At 69.6% G+C, this 17,685-nt stretch carries 18 protein-coding genes; 7 read left to right on the forward strand and 11 right to left on the reverse strand.

The window, feature by feature from the left end:
* Positions 1–85: 85 nt before the first annotated feature.
* Together ACFWMR_RS34095 and yaaA are read right to left on the reverse strand one after the other, a co-directional pair.
* The gene (locus ACFWMR_RS34095) at positions 86–1,537 is read right to left on the reverse strand and encodes a trypsin-like serine protease (RefSeq protein ID WP_378381363.1); all 1,452 of its coding nucleotides are present in this window, start codon (positions 1,535–1,537) and stop codon (positions 86–88) included.
* Positions 1,538–1,624: 87 nt separating this feature from the next.
* On the reverse strand, positions 1,625–2,380 hold the full coding sequence (gene yaaA, locus ACFWMR_RS34100) for a peroxide stress protein YaaA (protein WP_378381364.1): 756 nt from the start codon (positions 2,378–2,380) through the stop codon (positions 1,625–1,627).
* 59 nt (positions 2,381–2,439) lie between these two features.
* Here yaaA and ACFWMR_RS34105 point away from each other — a divergent pair, with 59 nt between their 5' ends.
* Positions 2,440–3,408: a GNAT family N-acetyltransferase gene (locus ACFWMR_RS34105; protein ID WP_378276394.1), complete on the forward strand. Its 969-nt coding sequence runs from the start codon at positions 2,440–2,442 to the stop codon at positions 3,406–3,408.
* Positions 3,409–3,481: 73 nt separating this feature from the next.
* Entirely contained in the window at positions 3,482–4,417 is a 936-nt protein-coding gene (locus ACFWMR_RS34110; RefSeq protein ID WP_378381365.1) for an aminoglycoside phosphotransferase, read from the forward strand.
* A 319-nt stretch (positions 4,418–4,736) separates the two neighbouring features.
* Here the strand turns inward: ACFWMR_RS34110 and ACFWMR_RS34115 are convergent, their stop codons facing one another.
* Positions 4,737–5,639: a 2-hydroxyacid dehydrogenase gene (locus tag ACFWMR_RS34115; protein WP_378381366.1), complete on the reverse strand. Its 903-nt coding sequence runs from the start codon at positions 5,637–5,639 to the stop codon at positions 4,737–4,739.
* A gap of 102 nt (positions 5,640–5,741) precedes the next feature.
* Between ACFWMR_RS34115 and ACFWMR_RS34120 the strand changes: the two genes are divergently transcribed.
* The gene (locus tag ACFWMR_RS34120; protein WP_093934763.1) at positions 5,742–6,086 is read left to right on the forward strand and encodes a YciI family protein; all 345 of its coding nucleotides are present in this window, start codon (positions 5,742–5,744) and stop codon (positions 6,084–6,086) included.
* Between the two features lie 253 nt (positions 6,087–6,339).
* Here the strand turns inward: ACFWMR_RS34120 and ACFWMR_RS34125 are convergent, their stop codons facing one another.
* Positions 6,340–6,693, reverse strand: coding sequence for a VOC family protein (locus tag ACFWMR_RS34125; RefSeq protein ID WP_378381368.1), 354 nt, complete (start codon positions 6,691–6,693; stop codon positions 6,340–6,342).
* Between the two features lie 126 nt (positions 6,694–6,819).
* Between ACFWMR_RS34125 and ACFWMR_RS34130 the strand changes: the two genes are divergently transcribed.
* Together ACFWMR_RS34130 and ACFWMR_RS34135 are read left to right on the forward strand one after the other, a co-directional pair.
* The gene (locus ACFWMR_RS34130; RefSeq protein ID WP_378381369.1) at positions 6,820–8,568 is read left to right on the forward strand and encodes a proline--tRNA ligase; all 1,749 of its coding nucleotides are present in this window, start codon (positions 6,820–6,822) and stop codon (positions 8,566–8,568) included.
* A complete protein-coding gene (locus ACFWMR_RS34135; RefSeq protein WP_378381370.1) occupies positions 8,568–9,527 on the forward strand; it encodes a hypothetical protein in 960 nt (319 codons plus the stop codon). Before ACFWMR_RS34130 ends, ACFWMR_RS34135 begins: the two co-directional genes overlap by 1 nt.
* Here ACFWMR_RS34135 and ACFWMR_RS34140 read toward each other — a convergent pair.
* The 4 genes from ACFWMR_RS34140 to ACFWMR_RS34155 all read right to left on the reverse strand — a co-directional run bounded on the left by ACFWMR_RS34140 (position 9,464) and on the right by ACFWMR_RS34155 (position 14,201).
* Positions 9,464–11,653: a bifunctional lysylphosphatidylglycerol flippase/synthetase MprF gene (locus ACFWMR_RS34140; protein ID WP_378381371.1), complete on the reverse strand. Its 2,190-nt coding sequence runs from the start codon at positions 11,651–11,653 to the stop codon at positions 9,464–9,466. The two genes, ACFWMR_RS34135 and ACFWMR_RS34140, sit on opposite strands and share 64 nt — an antisense overlap.
* Before the next feature lie 71 nt (positions 11,654–11,724).
* The gene (locus ACFWMR_RS34145) at positions 11,725–12,588 is read right to left on the reverse strand and encodes a hypothetical protein (protein ID WP_378381372.1); all 864 of its coding nucleotides are present in this window, start codon (positions 12,586–12,588) and stop codon (positions 11,725–11,727) included.
* The gene (locus ACFWMR_RS34150; RefSeq protein WP_378381373.1) at positions 12,585–13,505 is read right to left on the reverse strand and encodes a hypothetical protein; all 921 of its coding nucleotides are present in this window, start codon (positions 13,503–13,505) and stop codon (positions 12,585–12,587) included. The genes ACFWMR_RS34145 and ACFWMR_RS34150 overlap by 4 nt, the downstream gene beginning before the upstream one ends.
* A 9-nt stretch (positions 13,506–13,514) precedes the next feature.
* Positions 13,515–14,201, reverse strand: coding sequence for an HAD hydrolase-like protein (locus ACFWMR_RS34155; RefSeq protein WP_093934756.1), 687 nt, complete (start codon positions 14,199–14,201; stop codon positions 13,515–13,517).
* Between the two features lie 127 nt (positions 14,202–14,328).
* Here ACFWMR_RS34155 and ACFWMR_RS34160 point away from each other — a divergent pair, with 127 nt between their 5' ends.
* Positions 14,329–15,327 (forward strand): ABC transporter permease, encoded by a 999-nt coding sequence (locus tag ACFWMR_RS34160; protein ID WP_378381374.1) that lies wholly within the window; start codon positions 14,329–14,331, stop codon positions 15,325–15,327.
* Here ACFWMR_RS34160 and ACFWMR_RS34165 read toward each other — a convergent pair.
* From ACFWMR_RS34165 to ACFWMR_RS34175, 3 genes are read right to left on the reverse strand one after another with little or no spacing between them, the layout of a single operon-like run.
* On the reverse strand, positions 15,265–15,675 hold the full coding sequence (locus ACFWMR_RS34165; protein ID WP_039916714.1) for a secondary thiamine-phosphate synthase enzyme YjbQ: 411 nt from the start codon (positions 15,673–15,675) through the stop codon (positions 15,265–15,267). The genes ACFWMR_RS34160 and ACFWMR_RS34165 overlap by 63 nt on opposite strands.
* A gap of 5 nt (positions 15,676–15,680) precedes the next feature.
* The gene (locus ACFWMR_RS34170; RefSeq protein ID WP_378381375.1) at positions 15,681–16,490 is read right to left on the reverse strand and encodes a DUF3626 domain-containing protein; all 810 of its coding nucleotides are present in this window, start codon (positions 16,488–16,490) and stop codon (positions 15,681–15,683) included.
* Positions 16,491–16,500: 10 nt separating this feature from the next.
* A complete protein-coding gene (locus tag ACFWMR_RS34175) occupies positions 16,501–17,064 on the reverse strand; it encodes a helix-turn-helix domain-containing protein (RefSeq protein WP_093934753.1) in 564 nt (187 codons plus the stop codon).
* Between the two features lie 31 nt (positions 17,065–17,095).
* On the opposite strand from ACFWMR_RS34175, the gene ACFWMR_RS34180 reads away from it, so the two are divergent.
* Complete coding sequence (locus ACFWMR_RS34180; RefSeq protein WP_378381376.1) at positions 17,096–17,626, forward strand: GNAT family N-acetyltransferase; 531 nt, start codon at positions 17,096–17,098, stop codon at positions 17,624–17,626.
* Positions 17,627–17,685 lie beyond the last annotated feature (59 nt).

Raw genomic sequence — 17,685 nt, forward strand, 5'->3', positions numbered from 1 at the left:
GGCGGTGCTTTCCCGCTCCTGAAGTGTCATAAGGGGTCCCCTCAAGACGAAAAACGTCTTGAGGGGACCCCTTATGACACACGCGCTACTGGACGGTGAGGGTGTAGGTCGCCGTAGCGGTCTTGCCCGCCGAGTCCGTCGCGGTGACGGTCACCGGATACGTGCCCCGCTGGAACGGCGCGGCCACCTGCATGGTCGAGTTGCCGCCGCTCGAGATCGTCTTCGGGTTGAAGAACGGTGCGAACGGCAGGCCCTGTCCGGACGCCGAAAGCGTGATCGTGCCGGTCCCGCCGGTGGCGGAAACCGTGACGTTGCTGAAGAAGCCGGGCTGGACGGTCCCGCTGCCGGGGTTCACGCTCACCTTCAGGTCGCCGGGCTGCGGGCCGCCGTTGCCGACGGTCAGTGTCAGCTTCGTGGTCGCCGTGTCCGTTGTGCCCTTGCCCGAGATCGTGACCGCGTAGTCCTTTTCGGCCGTCCCGGCGGGAACCTCGATGCTCACCTTCGCCGACTCACCCGAGTTGATGGCCGCGGGCTGGAATGTGGCCTTCGCGCCGTCCGGAAGCCCCGACGCGCTCAGATCGACCTTCTCCGCGCCGTTCTTGCCCGGCTTGCTGGTCACCGTGGCCGAAACGTACTTGCCCGGCTCGACCTTGAGCGAGGACGGCGTCACCGCGAGGGAGAACGTCTCGGGGTTGTTCGGCTCGCCGATCTGCTGTTTGACCCAGTCGCCCATGTCGTTGTTGAGCCGGCCGTAGACGCTGTACCACTTGAAGTCGCTGCGGCTCCAGGAGGCGACGCCGACGACCTTGCCGTCCACGATGAGCGGACCGCCGCTGTCACCCGGCAGGATCGTCACGTGGCCGTCGCTGTAGCCACTGCAGATCATCGTGGCGTCCTTGAAACCCGCGCCGACACCGTTGCAGTTGCTGCCCTGCACGACCGGCAGGGTGAACTTGTGCAGTTCGACGTTCGCGGGACTGTCGTTGTGGTTCTTCTTGCCGTAGCCGAGCCCCAGCCCGGACTTGCCCGGCTTGTTCAGGTCCGTGTCGGCCGACGTCGCGACCTTCGCGTACTGGCCGCCCGGCACCGGGATGTCGGCGTCCGTGGTGACCACCGCGACGTCGTAACCCTGGTCGAAGTTGACGTACTTCGGGTGGATGTCGTAGCTGACGACGCCGATCCTCGTCCCGCCGCCCGCGTTGAGATCGTCCAGTCCGTAAAGGAAGCTCTTCTCGCCTTCGGCCGCCTTGCAGTGGGCGGCGATCAGGATCTTGCGCGGCGCCACGACCGAACCGGTGCACGTCTGGCCCTGCGGCCGGGAGCCGCCCTGGCGCAGGCCCGCGATGATGAATGGGTGGTCCTTGACCGAGGCGGGCGTGCCGCCGATGGAGTTCGTGTGCGGTCCACTGGGGACGACCGCTTGATCCGTCGGCGTGACCGCGGGCAGGTTCGCGGCGGCCGCGGGCGCGGGCAGGAGGACCGAGAGGCAGCCGAGGGTGGCGGTGGCGATCCCCAGCAGCCGTTGTCTTCTGTTCACGGTGGTTCCTTTCCAGGTGGCTGGAAATCACTTTCCGCATCCGTGCCTGGTGGAACAACCGAGGAAGAAGCCCGTAGGGGTACGGAACTAATGCACGCCGTCGCCGGTGAGTAGTTCGATGCTGTGGTCGCCGGTGCGCTCGACGTCGAGACCCGCCTTCGACAGCACCCGCAACAGCTGTTCCACAGTGGACGGTTCGCTCCGGGACTTCACCAGCTCCGCGGCCAGCCGTCCCTTGTAGGCCTTGTTGAAGTGGCTCACCGTGGTCCGGTTGCCCTTCGCGTCTTCTGTCACGACGCGCACGGTCACCGCGTCCGGCCGGAGTTTCGCGAGCGCCGAGTACGTTCCGGAACGCAGGTCGACGACCAGCCCCTCGATGCCCTGGAGCACCGGTTCGAGCACCGGCTTCCACACGCTGCGGATGGTCCCCAGCGACGGCAGCGCGTTCCCGCCGGAAAGCCGGTACGCGGGGATCGGGTCCGTCGCCGCGACCACGCCGAACAGCGCCGAAGCGACGGCGAGGCGCTTCTCGGCCTTCGCCAGCGTCGCCTTGGTGAAGGACTTCACGTCGAGCGCGTCGTAGAGCACCCCGGTGTAGCGGCGCAGCCCGGGCATCGTGGGCGAGGTCCACAGTTCGGCGTTGCGGGCGACCTCGTCGGCCTGTCGTGGCGTGATCCCGAGCGCGGCGACGCTGGCCGGGACGTCGGCCGCGAGTTCGGACAGCGCGTCGGCCAGCTTCGCCCTGGTCGGGTTCAGTTCCGGGAACGACAGCGCGCCGAGGTCCAGCGGCGCGCCGGTGCCGCCGGCGGCCTTGGTTTCGGAAGGGGGGAGCAGCACGAGCACCACGGAAGCGTAACTAAATGGGGTGCGTCACTCCGAGGCGCGGGCTTAGCCTCGTCCGCATGAGCCTGACCTGGCGCCCGCTGACCATGGAAGACATGCCACGACTGGCCGAGACCTTCGCCGCGGCGGAGCGTGTCGAGCCGATCGAAGAGCACTACAGCGCGGAGGACCTCGCCGAAGAGATCGGCTCGCCGAACGTCGACCTGCCGACGGCGACCACCAGCGCCTGGGACGGCGGCAAGCTGGTCGCCTACGGCCTGCTCAGGCGGCGTGACGCGGCGAATCCGGCGCATATGGTGCGGGTCGAGACGCTCGTTCACCCCGGGTACCGCGACGATGCGATCGCCGCGCGCCTCACCGCCTGGTTCGAGAAGACGGGCAAGGAGATCCACGCGAAGTCCCATCCGGACGCACCGCTGGAACTGCACGCCGCGGCCAACACCAAACAGCGCTGGCTCACCGACGTGCTCGTGGACGCCGGGTACGAGCACGCCCGGTGGTTCGTCGACATGCGGGCCGACCTCGGCTCGCTCCCGCCGGTCAAGCCGCTGCCCGAAGAGTTCCCCCTCGTCGCTTACGAGGACAAGTACGAGGAACTCACCCTGCGGTCCCGCAACGAGACCTTCGCGGACCATTGGGGGAGCACGGAGCAGTCCCCGGAGGCCTGGCGGCATCTCGTGGTGGGCGCGAAGGACTTCCAGCCGGATCTGTCGTTCCTGTTGCTGAGCCCGGCCGGGGACAAAGTGGTCGCGATGGTGCTGACCGCGCATTTCGCCTCCGACGAGGCCGCGACGGGTGTGAAAGAGCTGTACGCCAGTCACGTCGCGACCGACGCGGGCCTTCGTGGACGCGGCATCGCCGGCGCGCTGCTCGGGCACACGCTCGTCAAAGCCAAGGCCGCGGGCTTCCAGCGCGCTTCGCTCAACGTCGATCAGGACAACACGCATCGCGCTCTCGGCGTCTACGAGCGCGTCGGGTTCAGCGAGCATCAGCGCTGGGCGGGGTACGTGAAGCCCATCGCCACCTGACCGGTTGTCACCCGAAAGGGCGTATTTCGGTACAGTCGATCTTCTCGGAGAGATCGCTGGGGGTGGTAGGGCGTTGCCGGTTTCCGCACGCCTCGGCTGGCACGACCTGCCGTCGGCGACGCGTGACGCCGTGGAGCGTGAGCTCGGGTCGGCGGTCCGTCGTTCGCTGTGGCAGACCCCGGAATTCGACGGCGGTGTCGCCGCGAGGCTCGAACTCGACCGCGGTCATCGCTGGGTCTTCCTGAAGGCCATTCCGGCCGACAGTCCGCGAGCGGGCGGCTACCGGACGGAGGCAGCCATCGCGCGACGGCTGCCACCGGAGGCGCCGACGCCGAGGTTGCTGTCCTTTGTGGATGGTGACTGGCTGGTGCTCGCGTTCGCCGACTTCGACGGCACGAGGCCGAACCTCCGCCCAGGCTCGCCGGACATCTCCGCGGTCCTGGCCACGTTCGGCGCGCTCGGGCGCACGCTCACGCCGTGCCCGCTGCCCGACGTCCCGGACGCGCTCGACGATCTGGGCCCGCTCCTGCGCGGGTGGCACGAACTGGCGAAGGAACTCCCCGGTGACCTCGACGGCTGGGCCGTCCGCAACCTCGACAGGCTCGTCCAGCTGGAGACGTCCTGGCATCCCTGGTCGGCCGGGGACACCTTGCTGCACAACGACATCCAGCTCGAATACCTGGTGCGGACCGGGCCGGGCAGGGTGCTCGTCACCAACTGGCGCTATCCGGCGAGGGGCGCGGGCTGGCTCGATCTGGTCGCGCTCGTCCCGTACCTGCTCGACGCCGGGCACGAACCCGCCGACGTCGACCGCCTGCTGCGGCGCCGCCCCGTGCTCACCGGCGTCCCGGTCTGGGCGGTCACCGCTTTCGGCGTCGCCCTGGCCGGGCACGCCGAACGCGCGTCCCGGTTACCGGAACCACCCGCGACGACCGGGGTCCGCGCGGCGCAACGCCGTCTCGCCGCGGCCATGCGCGACTGGCTCGCCTACCGGACCCACTGGCCCTAGGCCGTCAGGCCGCATCCAGAGGACTAAACGCCCACGGGCACCCGGGGCACGCCGCGCCGAACTCGCGTGATCCGACACGGATCTCGCGTGTTTGAAGACGGAACTCGCGTGATCAGAGACGGATCTCGCGTGATCAGGCGCCGCACACGTGAGTTCCGCCTCCAAGCACGCGAGATCCGGCTTCAAGCACGCGAGTTCCGGCTTCAAGCACGCGAGATCCGCCTCTGATCACGCGAGTCACGTCCGCGCCCTGGCCGCGAACCCGGCGAACGAGCCGGGAGCAGGCACCGTGACAAGTCCGTCAGCGCGACAAAGTACGTCAGCTGACGACGTGCAGCGGCTCTTCGCCCGCGACATACCGGCGCAGTTGCTCGGCGACCAGCCGCTTCGCGCGCGGGTAGAACGACGCCGACCCGCCCGCGATGTGCGGCGTGATGATCACGCCCGGCGCGGACCACAGCGGATGCCCGGCGGGCAGCGGCTCCGGATCGACGACGTCCAGCGCGGCCCGCAACCGTCCGGAGACGGTCTCCGCGGTGAGCGCCCCGGTGTCGATCGCCGAGCCCCGCCCGACGTTCACCACCAGTGCGTCGTCCGGTAGCGCGGCGAGTTCCGCGGCGCCGAACAAGCCCATGGTCGCGGGCGTTTCGGGCAGGATCAGGACCACGATGTCGGCGGACGGCAGCAGTTCCGCCAGTTCGCCGACGCCGTGCACCCGTTCCGAGGGCCGGGCCGTGCTCGCCACCCTGGTCACGACGGCCTCGGCCGCGACCAGCTGCCGCTCGATGGCCTGGCCGATCGAGCCGTGGCCGATCAGCAGCACCCGGCTGTCCGCCAGCGAACGCGTGTGCTCGCGATCCCACGAGGCCGTCGCCTGCTGCGCGAACCAGCGCGGCAGATCCCGCTGGGACGCGTGGATCAGAGCCAGCGCGTGCTCGGCCACGCTGAGGTCGTGCAGGCCGCGGCCGTTGGCCAGCTTCACTCCCGCCGGCACCAGCGGGACCAGCTTCTCCACCCCGGCCGAAAGCGCCTGCACCAGCTTCAACGCGGGAAGCCGGGCGATCAGCTTCGTCGGCTCCGAACCCGAGTCGTACGGCAGCACGTAGACCTCGACGTCATCGAGGTCGCCGTCCGGCAGCGGACCCGTGCCGTCGTAGAGCCGGGCGCTCAGCCCGTCGGGCAGCTCGATGTCGGACCAGGGCAGGATGGCTCGCTCCGTCATGCCGCCATTCTGACCATGGGACTCGCCGCGGAATCCGTTGCCCTTCCACACCCATGGGCGCGAGACTCTGCTTCTCTGGCCAAGGGGACCAAGGAGACGGCAGTGACCCAGTACCTGATCTCGTTCGACGAAGGCGCGATGCAGATCTCCGAGGAGGACCTGCCCGCCGTCACCGATGCGTCGGTCGCGGTGGTCCGGGCGGCCATGGACGCCGGCGTGTGGGTGTTCGGCTGCGGCCTGACGCCCCGGGAGGGGACGAGCGTGGTGGCCACCGACGGCACGGTCACCGACGCCCCACAGCCGGCGGGCAAGCAGTACCTCGGCGGATTCTCGATCGTCGACGTGCCCACGCGCGAGGAAGCGTTGCGGTGGGCGGCCGAGATCGCCGTCGCCTGCCGTTGCGCGCAAGAGGTCCGCGAGCTGCTGCCCGCTCCGGACGACCTCTGATCACGGGTGCCGTCCGCCTGATCACGCGTGTCGTCCGCCTGATCACGCGTGTAGTCCGCCTGATCACGGGTGCCGTCCGGCTGGGCACGCTTGAGCGCACGTCCAGCCGGACAACGCCGAGGCTGTCCCGGGGCGGACCGGTGCGGCGATGACTATCAACGGACGTCAAGCGTACGCAGCCGGACGTCGCCCGTGATCAGATGGACGACACGCGTGATCAGCCGGACGTCAAGCGTGATCGGCGGGACACCGGCTAGCCGTGGACCGCGACGCAGAACTCGTTGCCCGCGGGATCGGCCAGCACCGTCCAGGCGATACCCGGCATCTCGTGCTCGTCGAGCTTCTTCGCACCCAGTGCGGTCAAACGTTCCACCTCCTTCTGTCTGTCTTCGGTCTGGAAGTCCATGTGGACGCGGTTCTTGGTGGTACGCGGTTCCGGCACCCGCTGGAACGCGAACACGGGCCCGGCCCCGGCCTTGGGGCGCAGGATCAGGAACTCGCCCTCGTAGTCCTGATCCACCTCCACCCCGAGCGCCTTCGTCCAGAACGCCGCGAGCTCGCGCGGATCCGCGCAGTCGATCGTGATCATGCCCAGTTCGATACCCATGGCGGAACGCTAGCGGCACCCACCGACAAAACCGGGCGCCCGCGATAACCGGTTGAACAGCCCCGGGGCGGGGTGACTACGCTGCGCAGAACGTCTAAGCACGTAATTCCAGCGAGGAGCCCAGAAGTGATCACCAGGATGTCGTCGTTGTTCCTTCGCACCCTGCGTGAGGATCCGGCGGACGCCGAGGTACCGAGCCACCGGCTCCTGGTACGCGCCGGCTACGTCCGCCGGGTGGCCCCGGGCGGCTACTCCTGGCTGCCGCTGGGCCTGCGGGTGCTGCGCCGTATCGAGAACGTCGTCCGCGACGAGATGAACGCCATCGGCGCGCAGGAGATCCAGTTCCCCGCGCTGCTGCCGAAGGAGCCCTACGAGGCCACCGGCCGCTGGACCGAGTACGGCGACGCCCTGTTCCGCCTCAAGGACCGCAAGGGCGCCGACTACCTCCTCGGCCCGACGCACGAAGAGCTCTTCGCGCTCACCGTGAAGGGTGAATACAACTCGTACAAGGACTACCCCGTCGTCCTGTACCAAATCCAGACCAAGTACCGCGACGAGGCGCGTCCCCGGGCCGGCATCCTGCGCGGCCGCGAGTTCGTCATGAAGGACTCCTACTCCTTCGACCTCGACGACGAGGGGCTGGCGAAGTCGTACGAGCTGCACCGCCAGGCGTACACGAAGTTGTTCGACCGCCTCGGCATCGAGTACGTCGTCGTGAAGGCGACCTCCGGCGCGATGGGCGGCTCGGCCTCCGAAGAGTTCCTCGCCGTCGCCGAGACGGGTGAAGACACCTACGTCCGCAGCACCGAGTCGGGTTACGCCGCCAACGTCGAAGCGGTCACCACGCCCGCGCCCGAGGCGAAGCCGGTCGACGGCCTGCCCGAGGCGAAGGTCCACCACACGCCGGACACCCCGACCATCGAGTCGCTGGTGACGTTCCTGAACAACGCCGGTCTCGGGCGCACTTTCACCGCCGCGGACACGCTCAAGAACGTCCTGGTGAAGACCCGCCAGCCGGGCGCCAAGGAGTGGGAGCTGCTGGCCATCGGCCTCCCCGGAGACCGCGAGGTCGACACGAAGCGTCTCGAAGCGTCGCTCGAGCCCGCCGAGTTCGAGCTGCTCGAAGAGGCCGACTTCGCCAAGAACCCCTTCCTCGTCAAGGGTTACATCGGCCCGAAGGCGCTGAAGGACAACGGCGTCCGCTACCTGCTCGACCCGCGCGTCGTCGACGGCACCGCCTGGGTCACCGGCGCCGACGAGCGCGACCACCACGTGGTCGACCTGGTCGCTGGTCGTGACTTCACCGGTGACGGCACGATCGAGGCCGCCGAAGTCCGTGAAGGCGACGCTTCGCCCGACGGCAAGGGCACCCTGGTCGCCGCGCGCGGCATCGAGATCGGGCACATCTTCCAGCTGGGCCGCAAGTACGCCGACGCGTTCTCGCTGGACGCGCTGGGCCCGGACTCCAAGCCCATCCGCATCACCATGGGTTCCTACGGCGTCGGCGTCTCGCGGCTGGTCGGCGTGCTCGCCGAGCAGAACCACGACGACCTCGGCATCGTCTGGCCGCGCGAGGTCGCGCCGTTCGACGTGCACGTGGTCATCGCGGGCAAGGACGAGACGATCGCCGCCGGCGCGGAGAAGCTCGCCGCCGAACTGGACGCCGCCGGGATCGAGGTCGTCCTCGACGACCGCAAGGCGTCCCCGGGCGTGAAGTTCGCGGACGCCGAACTCGTCGGTGTGCCGACGATCCTCGTCGTCGGGCGCGGTCTCGCGAACGGCGTCGTCGAGGTCAAGGACCGCCGCACCGGCGACCGCGAGGAGATCGCCGTCGACGCGGTCGTGGAGCACCTGGTCAAGCTCGTCCGTTCCTGATGGGTCTGTTCGGCAAGAAGCGCGGGGATTCCCCGGGCTACGAGGACAACGCGGCGCTGGACGGGTTCGGGGGCTATCAGCCCTCGGACTCGCCCGGCTACTCGCCCGCCCCGGAACAGGCCGAACCGAAACCAGCGCCGGCAGCCGAACCCGCGCCGGAGCCGCAAAAGCCCGCGAAGCAGCCGATGTCGCGAAGCGGGCGAAGGGCCATGTACGGCTTCTTCGCCACGCTCGGCGTCATCGCGGTCGCCGCGCTCGCGAACAACAGTGACCGCTCGTCGGACAGCAGCTCTCCGACTCCCCGGACCCCGACCGTCTACACGCCTTCGCCGCGCGTCGTCGCGCCGCCGGTGACCGAAGGCTGGCAGTCGGTGGCCGGGGCCGACGGTCAGGTCGCCTACGACGTCCCACCGAACTGGACGCCGAAACCGGGCACGGTCCACGGCTGGGAGAAGGGCGCCCTCGTCCCGGGCATCTCCATGTTCTCCAGCGCCTTCGTCGGCGACGGCTACTGCCCGCAGGTCAAGGGGAGCAGGGTCGGCGGCAGCGGGATGACGACCGTGAAGGTCGCCGACGCGGCCGCCGCGGCGAACAAGGCCGTCAACGATCTCGCGGTGAGCGCGTACAACCCCGACGCGGGCCCGCTTTCGGCCAAGATCGCCGTCGAACCGCCGCAAGCGACGGAGTTCACGCTGGGCACCGGCAAAAAAGCCCCCGCGAGCATCGTCCTCGCGGAGGTGACCCTCGGGTACGCGGCGCCCTGCACCCCGAAGCGTGCCCTGGTCGGCGTGCAGGCGGTGGACATGGGAGACGCGTCCGCCGCCCTGCTCGTCTATTCGGATCAAGACGAACAGGGCAGCGCGGACCGCGAGCAGATCCTGAAGATCCTCAAGACCTACCGGGGTGTGCCGGAAGCGGACCGCAAGACCATCACGCCGCCGCCTTCGACGCTGCGCTGATCTCTTTGGGGCTGGGGCTTCTTGCCCGAGCGCGCGAGCTTCGCCAGCCGCAGGAGCCCGGTGTTCGGCAGGTAGGCCCGGCCGAGCGCGATCCCGATCCGCGGCAGATCCGCCTCGTCGCGGAACGCGAGGTACAGCGGGACGTGCCGCGGCTGGAACTTCGCCTTGAACGCGTGCAGCGAGCGGAACCCGTAGAACGGCTCCATCATCGTGCCGAGCGCGTCCAGCACCCGCTCGACGGCGTGCGCGGGTTCGCCGGAGCTCGCCAGCGGGGCGCCGGACAGCGAAACGAACTTCGCGCCTTCATCGCGGAAGGCCAGGCACGACGACGCGATCAGGAACTCCATCGACGGGCGGAAGCCGTCGGCGCGTTTGCGCATGACGTCGAGCGTCCAGCCGCCGACGGCGCCCGCGCCGGTGTAGACCGGCATCCACGACGTCACGCCGTGGACCACGCCGTCGGCGTCCACCGCGAGGCCGACCCGGGTCTCGGGGTCCATCGCCTCGTCGACCCCGCCGAGGGTGAAGCCCATTTCCGGCATGCCCTTGTCGCTGATCCACTCCTCGGAGATCGCGCGCACCTGCGAGATCACCGCGCGCGGCTGGTCGGCGAGCCGGACGAGCCGGAACTCGATGCCGTCCTTCTTGGCGCGGTTGAGCGCGGTCCGCACGTCCTGCCAGCGCTTGCCGCGGAACTCCAGCGTTTCCAGTTCGATCAGGGTGTCCTCGGCGACCTGGACCTGCTTCCAGCCGAGTTCCTCCGTCTTCGCGGTGGTGTCGCCGGTGGCGGAGAACAGGCACGGCACGAGACCGGTGTTCTCGCACATCGTGATGAACTCGGCGATCGTCCGGTCGGCGGCGCCGTCCGGGGCGATCGGGTCGCCGAGGGCGATGGCGACCCCGGCGTGCCGCCGGTAGGCGAGGTAGGACTTGCCGTCCGCGGCCACGAAGTACGAGTTCTGCGGCCAGGTCGTCATCCACGAAAGCGTGCTTCCGCCGTGACGGCTGAGCAGCGTGCGGGCCAGCGCGGGGTTGCCCATCCGGCCGAGACGACGGCGCTTCCGGCGCGACGGCACGCGGAAGGCACCCCGCGACGAGACCAGCAACGCGAATTCGACCGTCCACAGGAGGTTGTCCACGAAGAACAGCGGCGGATCCATCAGTTCGCTCTCGTCACCGAAGATCTCCGCCAGCGTGAGCACCCCGCCGTAGACCATCACCTGAAGGATGACGAAGGAGGTCAGGATCATCGCGCACCACCAGGCGACCTGGCTGCCCTTGCGCAGGCCGTTCATGATCGGCACCACGATCAGGCACAGGACGACGACTTCCCAGGTGGACAGCGAGAGCTCCTCGGACGAACCGAAGGGACCGTTGCCCGGTACGAAGGACATCACCAGTTCGGCGACCGTCAGCACCAGCAGGCCGGCCACGACGTAGAACCGCCACTCGCGCAGGCTCGGCCGTCGTTCGCGGCCGGATTCCTTCGAACCGAGGAACTTGCGCCCGAACGGCAGGGCCAGGACGAGGGCGAAGAAGTGCACGAGGTCGGCGAGGGTGCCGACGAAGATGATCGCGATCCCGGCGTAGACGCACAATCCGGCGCGCAACCGCAGGCGCCACGGCGGGCGCAGGGTGGCGCTGGCGACCGCGACCGCGGCGAGCGCGCCCCCGGAGAACCCGACGTCGAGGCTGCCCGCGACCCGTTCCGCCCACTCCCAGCCCGAGTTCCGGCTCAGCGCCAGGAACTGCACGGCCACCAGCACGCTGACGAACTGGCCGCCGATGGTCACGGCCATCGCCCGGCGCGTCCCGAGCCGCCACTCCGCGAACCCGGCGAACAGCGCGAAGCTGAGCACCATCGGCAAGTAGTACAGCGGGACGACCGCGAACAGCGGTCCGGTGAGCACGGTCCACCATCGGCCTGATTCGAGTGACGGCAGCCCATACGCGATGTACGGGTACACCGCGCGGTCCTCGGCGGCCGACCAGAGCGCGCCCGTGGCCAAGGCGAGCGCGAGCATGGTCAGCGTGACGAGGGTGGTGAAAGGCAGCCGGTGCCTCAGCACCGTGGCGATCTTGTGCGTCCGGTCCGGCGCGGCCGTCCCGCTTCCCCCTTTTGGCATGGAAATCAAATTAGGCGCGGGAGCCGGTCCGGCACATCCGGCACCGGACCCATCTTTCCCTTAGGGGAGTGCTACTCGCGACGGATGGTCCCACCCATCTTGAGGACGATGTCCCTGGCGACGGCGTCGGGGATTCCCTGGTCCGCCAGTACCAGGAGGACGTGGTAGCGGCCGGATCCGGGCAGGGCGCGCAAGGGGAGGGCGATCGCGGTGATCGCGACCGACGGGGCCGGGCAGGGCCCGTCCGGGGCGGGGACGACGGTGGTGGTCACGGCGGTGGCCGTCGCGCCGCCGTCCAGCATCTTCACCGGGTCCGCCTTGCCGATTTCGGTCTTCGGGGACCGTCCTTCGCCGAGAGAGCCGTACGCGGCTTCGGCCCATCGCAGGGTCGTTTCCTCCGCCGCTTGGGCGGTGCCGCCGACCTCGCCCTCGTCGATGGTGGTGAATCCCGCCATCGCCCGCGCCGCGAGGTCGGAGGCCGGGCAGAAATCGCGGTGGTAGCGGGCGACGCCTTGCAGGGTGACGAGGTCACCGGCCGGCGTCTCGTACCCGACGGCGACGTCCGGCTCTTCGAGCTTCCAATCCGGCGGGACGTCGAAAACGAGCGGGTGATCGTCGGACTGGACGGGTTGCCAGCCCGCGATCACGGGCTCGATCCTGGTGGGCATCACCGGGTCGGGAAGGACGAGGCTCGGCGCGGGCGGTGGCGGCGCTGTCCTGGCCTGGTACGTGGCCGTCGTGCCGACCGCGAGGACGACGATCAGCCCGATGACGCCCAGCGTCGGCCTGAGGCGGAGACGGCGGCGAGCCGGGGCGGGGTCCCGGACGACCGGGATCGGCCCGGTCTTTTCGGTCTCGGCTTCGAGTGGCTGCCCGGTGAGCGGATCGACGAACCACGTTCGCGGTTCGTCGGAGCGCTCACCGGGGCCGGTCATGGCTGTGGCCTCAGACTCGCGAGGATCTTTTGCGCGTCCGCGTCGGGAAGCGCGTCGGGTGTGCCCTGGTCGATGGCCATGACGAAGCAGATGGTCTGCTCGCCGGATTTGAACGCGGCCGAGGTGATTTTCACGCTCGGCGCCCGGCACTCTTCGGTCTCGGGCGGGGTGAACGTCCCGGTCGAACTGGTCGCCTGGATCGCTCCGTTCGCGATCGGGACCTGCTTGACGTCGGGCATCGGGACGTCGGCCTTGCCGGTGGCGGACTGGATCCAGAGCCGGACGGCGCCCCTGGCGGCGTTCTCGACCGGGATGTCGCCCGCGGTGGCGAAGCCGACGACGCCGCGGTTCGAGCCCCGGGCATCCGGGCAGGCGCCGAGTTTGTACGTCGACGCCTCGTGGATGACCATCTTGAACTCGCCCTCGTTGTAGCCGACGATCTGGCCCGGCTTGGTTTCCCAGCCGGACGCGGGAAGGTCGTAGGCGGTCTTGTCCTTGGCTGACAGGATCCCCTGCCAGCCGGGCGTCGTCGAGGGCACTTCGTTGTCTTTCGGGGCACCGCTGCTCGTGGACGGCGGTTTCGACGCCGAGGACGAGGGCGGCACCGGCGCGGACGAAGGCGGCGGACCGGCCTGAGGCTGTGGCTCGTCGCCGTCACGCAGGACGAAGAAGAGCGTGGCGCCGACGGCGATCACCAGGACGAGCGCGCCGAGACCGATCCAGAGGCCCTTCTTGCTCTTCTTCGGCGGCTCCGGCGCGAATCCCTGGTACGTCTGCTGCGGGAACTGCTGGTAACCCTCGTACGGCTGCTGCGGGTACTGGCCGTACTGCGGCGGATACCCCTGCTGCGGGGGTTGCTGCTGATAGGGCTGCTGAGGTTGCTGCTCCGGCCAGCCGTTGCCGCCTGGGTATGCCATGGAGCGAGCTTAGTTGGCCTCCCCGAGCACGGCCGCGCGCACCGCTGCCAGGTCGGACAGGTCGCCGAGCACGGTGTGCGCGCCCGCGTCGGCCAGTTCCTCCGCGCTGAACTGCCCGGTCGCCACGGCCACCGCGACGGCGCCGTTGTCGAGCGCGGCCCGCACGTCGTCCGGGGTGTCGCCGATGACGACGACCGATTCGGGCACGAAGTCGGTGCCGTGTTTGGCCGAGGCCTGGCCGACGGCGGCGGGCACCAGATCGGGCCGGTGCGCCGAGAGCGAGCCGTAGCCGCCGATCTCGAAGTCCACGTGTTCGTGCAGGTCGAACGCGGTCAGCTTGTGTACGGAGATCTCCGGCAGGTTCCCCGTGACCAGCGTCTGGACGACGCCGCCGTGCCGGGCGAAGGCGTTCAGCGCGTCCTTGGCGCCCGGAAGTGCCCGGCCGTTCGAGGACAGCGTCGGCGCGTGACTTTCGGAGACCGCGATCAGCGCGAGCCACAGCTTGCGCACGTTCTCCTCGGTGGGTTCGACACCGTGCGAGGTCAGGATGTCCGCGCTGATGGCGCGTTCGGTGCGGCCGCCGAAGTTCGGCAGCGCCCGCAGTTCGACGCCCGCGACCTCGGCGAGCGCGGCCGTGTACCAGGCGGCACCCATGCCGCGCAGGTCGACGAGGGTCTGGTCGATGTCCCAAAGCACTAGCCGATGCGGAGTAGTCACGCGGTCGACGGTACCGGTGAGCTTATTCAACGTCTGTTGACTTCCTGGGGGTGGACGCCTACCTTGGCAGCTAATTCAACAAGTGACGAATAAATGGAGGACGGTCATGCCGAACCGTCGCCCCGCCGGGGCCTTCGCTTTGCTCGCCGCGGTGGCCGGTGCGCTGGTCGCCGTCGTGCTGGGCTTTCTCACCTTCGGCGCGCAGGCCACCGTCGCGCCCGACGGTCTCCCCATCGCCGTGGCCGCGCCGCCAGGGCCGCTGCAGGTGGCCGCGAACGGGATCGCGTCCCATGGCGGCGGTCCGGTCTCCTGGCGGGTGACCTCGCCCGAGGAAGGCCGGAAACTACTGGAGGACAAGGAGGTCTACGGCGTCCTCGAACTCCCGTCGACGGTCGTCGTGTCCGGGGCGGTGAACCCGTCCGGGACACAGATCGCGCAACAGGTCCTGACCGGCGCCGCACAGGCGACGGGTGGCACGCCGAAGGTCGAAACGCTGCACCCCGCGAGCGTCGCGGGCCGGACCGCGCCGCTCGCGCTGAGCGCGCTGGCGTGGGTCGGCTGCCTGGCCGCCGGTGCCGTGCTGATCGTGGCCGGACGGCGGATCGGCCGGGACGCGGGAGCCGGCGCGCGCTTCACGCAGATCGTCGCGGCGGGGGCGCTGGTGACCGGCGTCCTGGCCGGATTCCTGAAACTGTGGGACTCCGCGCTCCCGCTCGGCTGGGACGTCCTCGGCTTCCTTTTCCTGGCCTCGACCGGGTTCGCGGCCTTGCAGACCGGTCTGCTGCGGCTGCTCGGCGTGCGGGCGATGGCGATCCTCGGCCCGCTGTATCTGGTCGCGCCCGCCGTCGCGGGGCAGGTGCCGGAGCTGCTGAACCCCGCCTATCGCGCGGTGCTGTGGTCCTGGACGCCCTTCCGGTTCTCCGCGGAAGCGCTCCGGAGCCTGTTGCAGGGCGTGCCCGGAGCGCCGGACGTCGCAACCGGGGTGTGGGTGCTCGCCGGGCTGCTCACGGCCGGGCTCTTGCTCGCGCTGTGGCCGGGCAGGTCAGCCCTCCAGCAGGCTGAAGCGGACACGCCGGACCGGGTTGTCCAGGTTGGTGTCCACTAGGCAGACCGACTGCCAGGTGCCCAGCGTCATCACGCCACCGATCACCGGGATCGTCGCGAACGGCGGCAGCAGCGCGGGCAGGACGTGGTCACGGCCATGACCGGGACTGCCGTGCTGGTGCCGCCAGCGGCCGTCGCGGGGGAGCAGTTCGTCGAGCGCGGTGAGCAGGTCTTCGTCGCTGCCCGCGCCGGTTTCGAGGATCGCCAGCCCGGACGTCGCGTGCGGGACGAAGACGTGCAGGATCCCGTCCTCGGCGTCCGCGTCGCGAAGGAAGGTCTCGGCGTCCTTGGTCAGGTCGTGCACCACGGCCACGCTGCCGGTGCGCACCTCGATCTCCGTGGAGTACATACCCGTCACGGTAGTGCCCCGAAGCGCGCGACGTAGTGCCAGACGCGTTTGAGGGCTTGCGGATCGAGGTGGCCCGCTTCACCGAGCACCCGCGGGTCGAGATGGCCGTCTTCGGCCAAAGCCAGGCCGAGTTCGACGAATTCCGGACCTCGGTACGCGGGGTGCCGTTCGAGTTCTTCGGTCGGCAGGCGGAAACCCGGATGCCATTCGACAGGGCAGTCCAGCCGGAGCGCGGCCTTTTCGACGTCGGTTCCGCGATGACTCGGGTCGAGCACGAGGGCTTCGACGTCCGTCGCGAGATCGACGTGGCCGTGGACGTGCGCCTCGACGTAGTCGTCGAGGAGGTCCGTGTCGTCCTGCTCGGCCAGCGCGATCAGGGCGGAAACCCTCGTGCCGTAACCGAAATCCGCCGGATCCAGCACGCTGTCCGGATAGCAGAACGTCGTCCGCGCGACGGTGTGCGCGGCCATCCGGAAGTGGGCCGAGCCGAACCTCGGCGCGCCGCCGGTGGGACGGCGGCGGAAGTTCAAGGCACCGTACTTCGGCCGCTGGGCGGGCGACACGTCGTCGTAGATGCCGCCGAACATCCGGCTTTCCCAGCGCCAGCGGGCTCCGCCGGGGTGCGCGGTCAGCCCGCCGTTGCTCGTCCCGGTTTCGAACTGGTTGCGGTAGCAGCCGTCCTCGGCCATCGCCGTCAGTACCGAACGTCCGTCCACTGTGGATCGATCGGGATGGAAGTGCAGTGTCACCGGCAGCCCGGCCTCGTGCCCGCCGCGTGCTTTCGCCGCGACGTGTGCGAGGGCCCGGGAGTACATGCCCCGAGTATCAGGCGTGCCGCCGGGCGAGGGCGACCAAATATCGGACCGGCTCGTCGGTCGGGTTGACGTAGGCACACTGCCGCGGGGTGCCGAGTTGCAGGCAGTCGCCCGCGTCGAGTTCGTGGTCGACATCGCCCTCGCGGAAGCGCAGATGCCCGTCGAGCACCCAGATCTGATGGTGGGTCAGCGCGTAGGTGTGGGCGGGAAAGGCGACCTCGGCACCGGCGGGCAGGACGACCTCGACCAGTTCCAGCGGTCCGCCGAGGGACGGCGACACCGCGCGGCGCACGTACCCGGTGTCGGGGTCGGTCCAGGTCGGCTGATCGGCCAAGCGCGCGAGCCGCCGGTCGCCGTGTTCGGCGCGCGCGATCAGTTCGGACAACGTCATCCCGAGCGCGGCGGAAAGCCTGCTGAGCAGGACGGCCGTCGGCTGCGCCTCGCCGCGTTCGATCTTGCCGATCATCGCCCTGGACACGCCCGAGGACTCGGCGAGGGCGTTGGCCGAGAGGTTCTGGTCGAGTCTCGCGGACTGGAGCGTCGCGGCGAGCGACGCGGACAAGGGATCCGACATGCTGCTTACTATAGTGGCAGCCTCGGTTACTATGGTCGCCATGGTGATCAGGGAAGCGACGGAAGCCGACGCGACGGCGTGCGCGGAGATCTACGCGCCGTATGTCACCGACACGGTGATCTCGTTCGAGACCGAGCCGCCCAAGCCGGACGAGATGGCCGAGCGCATCGCCAAGGCACAGCGATCGCACGCTTGGCTCGTCCTCGAAGACGACGAAGGCCGCGTCGCCGGCTACGCCTACGGAGGCCCTTTCAGCGGTCGTCCGTCCTACCGCTGGTCTTGCGAGGTCAGTATCTATCTGGAGCTCGGCCGCCGGAGGACCGGTGGTGGCCGCGCGCTCTATCAGGCGCTGCTGGACACGCTGGCGGCACGCGGTTTCCGGAACTTCTGCGCGGGGATGGTGCTGCCGAACGACGCGAGCGCCGGGCTGCATCGCGCGCTGGGGTTCGAGCCGGTGGGGACCTACCGGCGGATCGGGTACAAGCACGGGGCGTGGCGGGATGTCGCGTGGGTGCAGCTTTGCCTGCCGGCACTCGCCGGGTCACCTACCGAACCCCGTTGAGGCGTTGCGGTCGCCCCGCGAGTACATGAAGGCCCCCTTCCTTGCGCCAGGCGCAAGGA

Source organism: Amycolatopsis thailandensis (assembly GCF_042723255.1).
Lineage (GTDB): Bacteria > Actinomycetota > Actinomycetes > Mycobacteriales > Pseudonocardiaceae > Amycolatopsis > Amycolatopsis thailandensis.

What these genes read in the sequence shown, in the direction of transcription:
- ACFWMR_RS34170 (WP_378381375.1), bottom strand. Translation starts at nt 16,490, where the DNA reads ATGTACTCCCGGGCCCTCGCACACGTCGCGGCGAAAGCACGCGGCGGG.
- ACFWMR_RS34140 (WP_378381371.1), bottom strand. Translation starts at nt 11,653, where the DNA reads ATGCCAAAAGGGGGAAGCGGGACGGCCGCGCCGGACCGGACGCACAAG.
- ACFWMR_RS34105 (WP_378276394.1), top strand. Translation starts at nt 2,440, where the DNA reads ATGAGCCTGACCTGGCGCCCGCTGACCATGGAAGACATGCCACGACTG.
- ACFWMR_RS34125 (WP_378381368.1), bottom strand. Translation starts at nt 6,693, where the DNA reads ATGGGTATCGAACTGGGCATGATCACGATCGACTGCGCGGATCCGCGC.
- ACFWMR_RS34175 (WP_093934753.1), bottom strand. Translation starts at nt 17,064, where the DNA reads ATGTCGGATCCCTTGTCCGCGTCGCTCGCCGCGACGCTCCAGTCCGCG.
- ACFWMR_RS34165 (WP_039916714.1), bottom strand. Translation starts at nt 15,675, where the DNA reads ATGTACTCCACGGAGATCGAGGTGCGCACCGGCAGCGTGGCCGTGGTG.
- ACFWMR_RS34115 (WP_378381366.1), bottom strand. Translation starts at nt 5,639, where the DNA reads ATGACGGAGCGAGCCATCCTGCCCTGGTCCGACATCGAGCTGCCCGAC.
- ACFWMR_RS34150 (WP_378381373.1), bottom strand. Translation starts at nt 13,505, where the DNA reads ATGGCATACCCAGGCGGCAACGGCTGGCCGGAGCAGCAACCTCAGCAG.
- ACFWMR_RS34145 (WP_378381372.1), bottom strand. Translation starts at nt 12,588, where the DNA reads ATGACCGGCCCCGGTGAGCGCTCCGACGAACCGCGAACGTGGTTCGTC.
- ACFWMR_RS34160 (WP_378381374.1), top strand. Translation starts at nt 14,329, where the DNA reads ATGCCGAACCGTCGCCCCGCCGGGGCCTTCGCTTTGCTCGCCGCGGTG.
- ACFWMR_RS34180 (WP_378381376.1), top strand. Translation starts at nt 17,096, where the DNA reads ATGGTCGCCATGGTGATCAGGGAAGCGACGGAAGCCGACGCGACGGCG.
- ACFWMR_RS34135 (WP_378381370.1), top strand. Translation starts at nt 8,568, where the DNA reads ATGGGTCTGTTCGGCAAGAAGCGCGGGGATTCCCCGGGCTACGAGGAC.